Source organism: Pseudomonas sp. (assembly GCF_049590575.1).
In the GTDB taxonomy this organism is placed as follows: domain Bacteria; phylum Pseudomonadota; class Gammaproteobacteria; order Pseudomonadales; family Pseudomonadaceae; genus Aquipseudomonas.
Genome location: NZ_JBAWDE010000061.1, coordinates 1 through 3,433 on the forward strand (window position 1 = coordinate 1; position 3,433 = coordinate 3,433).

The window sequence follows — 3,433 nt, forward strand, 5'->3', positions numbered from 1 at the left end:
GTGTATCAGTAACAGAGGTGCTGTCTGACACACCGCATTCGCGAGCAAGCCCGCTCGCACATTTTTAATCTATGTGATCCAGATATTTCAGTGCGAACCGCTCGGTCGCCTGGCGCGCCGGAGGCAACAGGTGCGGCGCCACCAGCATCATGATCTGGTACACCACCACCCGCACCTCGCCTTCACGGTCGAGAATGCGCTGGTAATCCAGGGAAAACAGCAGGGTCAGGGTGATCTGCTCCACCAATTGCCCCAGCGCCTGGGTGTCGCTGACCAATTGCCCCGCCGCCTTCAACCGCGCAAGCAACGACGCCAGGGTGCGCTTGAGTGCCGTCAACAGGTTGCGGATGCCCTTGGCCAGCTTCGGCAGGCGGCCCGCCAGGTTTGACAGGTCCTGGAACAAAAACCGGTAGTGAGCCATGCGCTCGATGATCAGGTGCAGGAACAGCCAATAATCCTCGGGCTGCAATTGCGCGTCCGCGGGTGGGTCGAGCAGCGGCGCCAGCTCATTCTGGAAGCGCTCAAACAGCCCGAGTACCAGCGGCTCCTTGCCGTGAAAATGGTAGTAGAGGTTGCCCGGGCTGATCCCCATTTCATTGGCCACCTCCATGGTCGACACATTTGGCTCGCCCTTCTGGTTGAACAACTGCAAGGCACATTCAAGGATACGGTCGCGGGTTTTCATCCAGTCTTCTTAATGTGATCGTTGAGCTCAGCGCACCCGCACGTAAGTGCCTGGCGCCGCTTCCATCGGTGGGTAATTCTGGTTGCCCAGGGCGGTCAGGGTTTCGCGCTGTACCCCCGAACGTTGCTGGATCCACTCCAGCCACTGCGGCCACCAGCTGCCTTCGACGTGATTGGCGTCGTAGTACCAGGCGCGCGGATCGCTGCTCAGCTTGGGGTTCTCGACATAGTTGGCCTTGGGGTTGCCCGGCGGGTTGAGAATGCTCTGCACGTGACCGCTGTTGGACAGCACGAAGCGTCGCTCGCCACCCAGCAGCTGGGTGGAGCGATACACCGCGTCCCACGGCGTGATGTGGTCGTTGATCCCGGCCACGCTGAAGCTGTCCACCGTGACCTTCTGCAAATCGATGGGCGTACCGCATACCTCCAGGCCACCGGGGTGGCTCAGCGGGTTGTGCTTGAAGAAGTCCAGCAAGTCGCCATGCAGCGCGGCGGGCAGGCGCGTGTTGTCGTTGTTCCAGTACAGGATGTCGAAGGCGGGCGGTTGCTTGCCCAGCAGGTAATTGTTGATCCAGTAATTCCAGATCAGGTCGTTGGGGCGCATCCAGGCAAAGACCCTGGCCATGTCGCGGCCGTCGAGCACGCCTTGCTGGTAGGAGCGGCGCTTGGCGGCCTCCAGGGCCTGCTCGTCGACGAACAGGGCCGCAGGGCTGTCGATCTGGCTGTCCAGCAGGCTCACCAGGTAACTGGCGCTGGAGACGCGGCGCAACTGGCGCTTGGCTTGCAGGTGGCCTTGCAGCGCGGCGATGGTCAGGCCGCCGGCACAGGCGCCCATCAGGTTGACCTCGCGCGCACCGGTGATCGCCCGACACACGTTGAGCGCTTCTTCCAGCGCTGCCACATAGGTGGACAGGCCCCATTCGCGATGGCGCACATCCGGGTTGCGCCAACTGACAATAAAGGTCTGCAGGCCGTTTTTCAGCGCGTACTGCACAAAGCTGTTGGCCGGGCTGAGGTCGAAAATATAGAACTTGTTGATTTGCGGCGGCACGATCAGCAGCGGCTTGGCGTACTGTTTTTCGCTCATGGGCTTGTACTGGATCAACTCCATCAGCTCATTGCGAAACACCACCGAGCCAGGGGTAGTGGCCACGGTTTTACCGACCTCGAAGGCGTGCTTGCTGACCTGGCTCGGCAGGCCGTGGTTGTGCAGCAAATCATTGAACAGGTTGCTCACACCACGTACCACACTGTTGCCGCCGGAGTTGAGCAGCTCCTTGATTGCCAGCGGGTTGAGCAGGGTATTGGAGGGCGCAACAGCGTCATTGATCAGGGCGAAGGCAAACTGCGCGCGGGCCCGGTCATCGCTGCTCAGCGAGCTGTCGTCGATCCAGTGGCGGGTCTGCTTCTGCCAGCTCAGATAGGCCTGCAGGCTGCGCCGGTACAGCGGGTTGAGGGCCCAGGTCGGGTCGGCGAAGCGATTATCGTGAGGGTTGGGTTCATGCACCGTTTCACCCAGCAGTACGCGGCCCAGCTGGCCGCCGAGGGCCAGGGCATGGCGGGCGGTGTGCACCGGGTTGCGCAGGCCGTGGGCGGCGACGCTGCGCAAGGTCGAGAGCAGGTCACGGCCGCGCAGGCCGGTGATCGCATTTTGCGCATTGATGAACGCAGCGGGGGTAGGCGCCGGGTTCGTCACGGGTCTATCTCGCATGAGCCACTACTCCTTCGTCAAGCGATCAACAGGCACACCAATTCAGAACCATAGTCGGTTCTGGCCAAGTTGCGCGCCGGTGTGGTCCTTACACCGACGGTCGCGGGTGAATCACTGCGCGCAGGCGCTCCTCTTCCAGGAATTTCATGATGATCGGCGCCACCGCCTCGGCGCGGGTGATCAGGAACAAATGGCCGTCATCGATAATGTGCAGCTGTGCGTTGGGAATGCGCCAGGCGAGCAGGCGCATGTTGACCAGCGGGATCAGCGGGTCGTCGTCGCCCGCCAGCACCAGGGTCGGCTGGCGAATCTTGTGCAGCCAGTGGATGCTGGTCCAGCCGAGCCCCGCAAACAGTTGCCAGTAGTAGCCCAGCTTGCCGGCCGAGCGCACTTTGCTGGCGTGTTCGGCGGCCAGTTTCGAGTCGCGGCGGAACGAGCCGCCGTAAATCATCGGCGCAATGCGCACCACGTGGGACGGCTGGATATAGCGTCGAGGGCTGGCCATCAGCCACAGCACCTTGGGCTTGCCGGGCACCATGAATGCCCCCGCAGCGGTGGCGGCCAGGATCAGCTTCTTGCAGCGCTCCGGGTAGTCATACGCAAACTGCTGCGCCAGTGCGCCGCCCCAGGACACGCCCACTGCGTTCACCTGGCCGTAGTCCAGGTAATCGAGCATGCGCGCGGTGAGCTTGGCCAGACCGGGGAAGCGATAGGGCCGGTTGGGCGTCGAGGAACCGCCCACGCCGGGGACATCGAAGGCAATCACTTCCAGGTCCGGGTCCAGCGCCTGGACGAACGGAAACACCAGCTCAAGGTTGGCGCCGATGCCGTTGAAGATCAGCAGCGGCGTCAAGTGAGGCTTGCCCGGGCGCACCGCCGTGCGGAGGGTCTGGCCATCCAGGTCGATGGTACGAAAGATGAACGGTTGCGGCATGCTCAAGCCCTGTGGAGTGGTGCAGCCGGAGTGAGGTCATTGTGGGAGCGGGCTTGCTCGCGAAAGCGGTGTATCAGGATCAGAAGTGTTGACTGACACACCGC

3 protein-coding genes are annotated in these 3,433 nt (G+C 62.6%); all 3 read right to left on the reverse strand.

Annotation, left to right across the window (positions count from 1 at the left end):
• Nucleotides 1-64 precede the first annotated feature (64 nt).
• Complete coding sequence (locus tag WBR57_RS04485; RefSeq protein ID WP_424082505.1) at nt 65-685, reverse strand: TetR/AcrR family transcriptional regulator; 621 nt, start codon at nt 683-685, stop codon at nt 65-67.
• 27 nt (nt 686-712) lie between these two features.
• Entirely contained in the window at nt 713-2,395 is a 1,683-nt protein-coding gene (gene phaC, locus WBR57_RS04490) for a class II poly(R)-hydroxyalkanoic acid synthase (protein ID WP_424082507.1), read from the reverse strand.
• A gap of 88 nt (nt 2,396-2,483) precedes the next feature.
• A complete protein-coding gene (phaZ, locus tag WBR57_RS04495) occupies nt 2,484-3,329 on the reverse strand; it encodes a poly(3-hydroxyalkanoate) depolymerase (RefSeq protein ID WP_424082509.1) in 846 nt (281 codons plus the stop codon).
• Nucleotides 3,330-3,433: the final 104 nt, after the last annotated feature.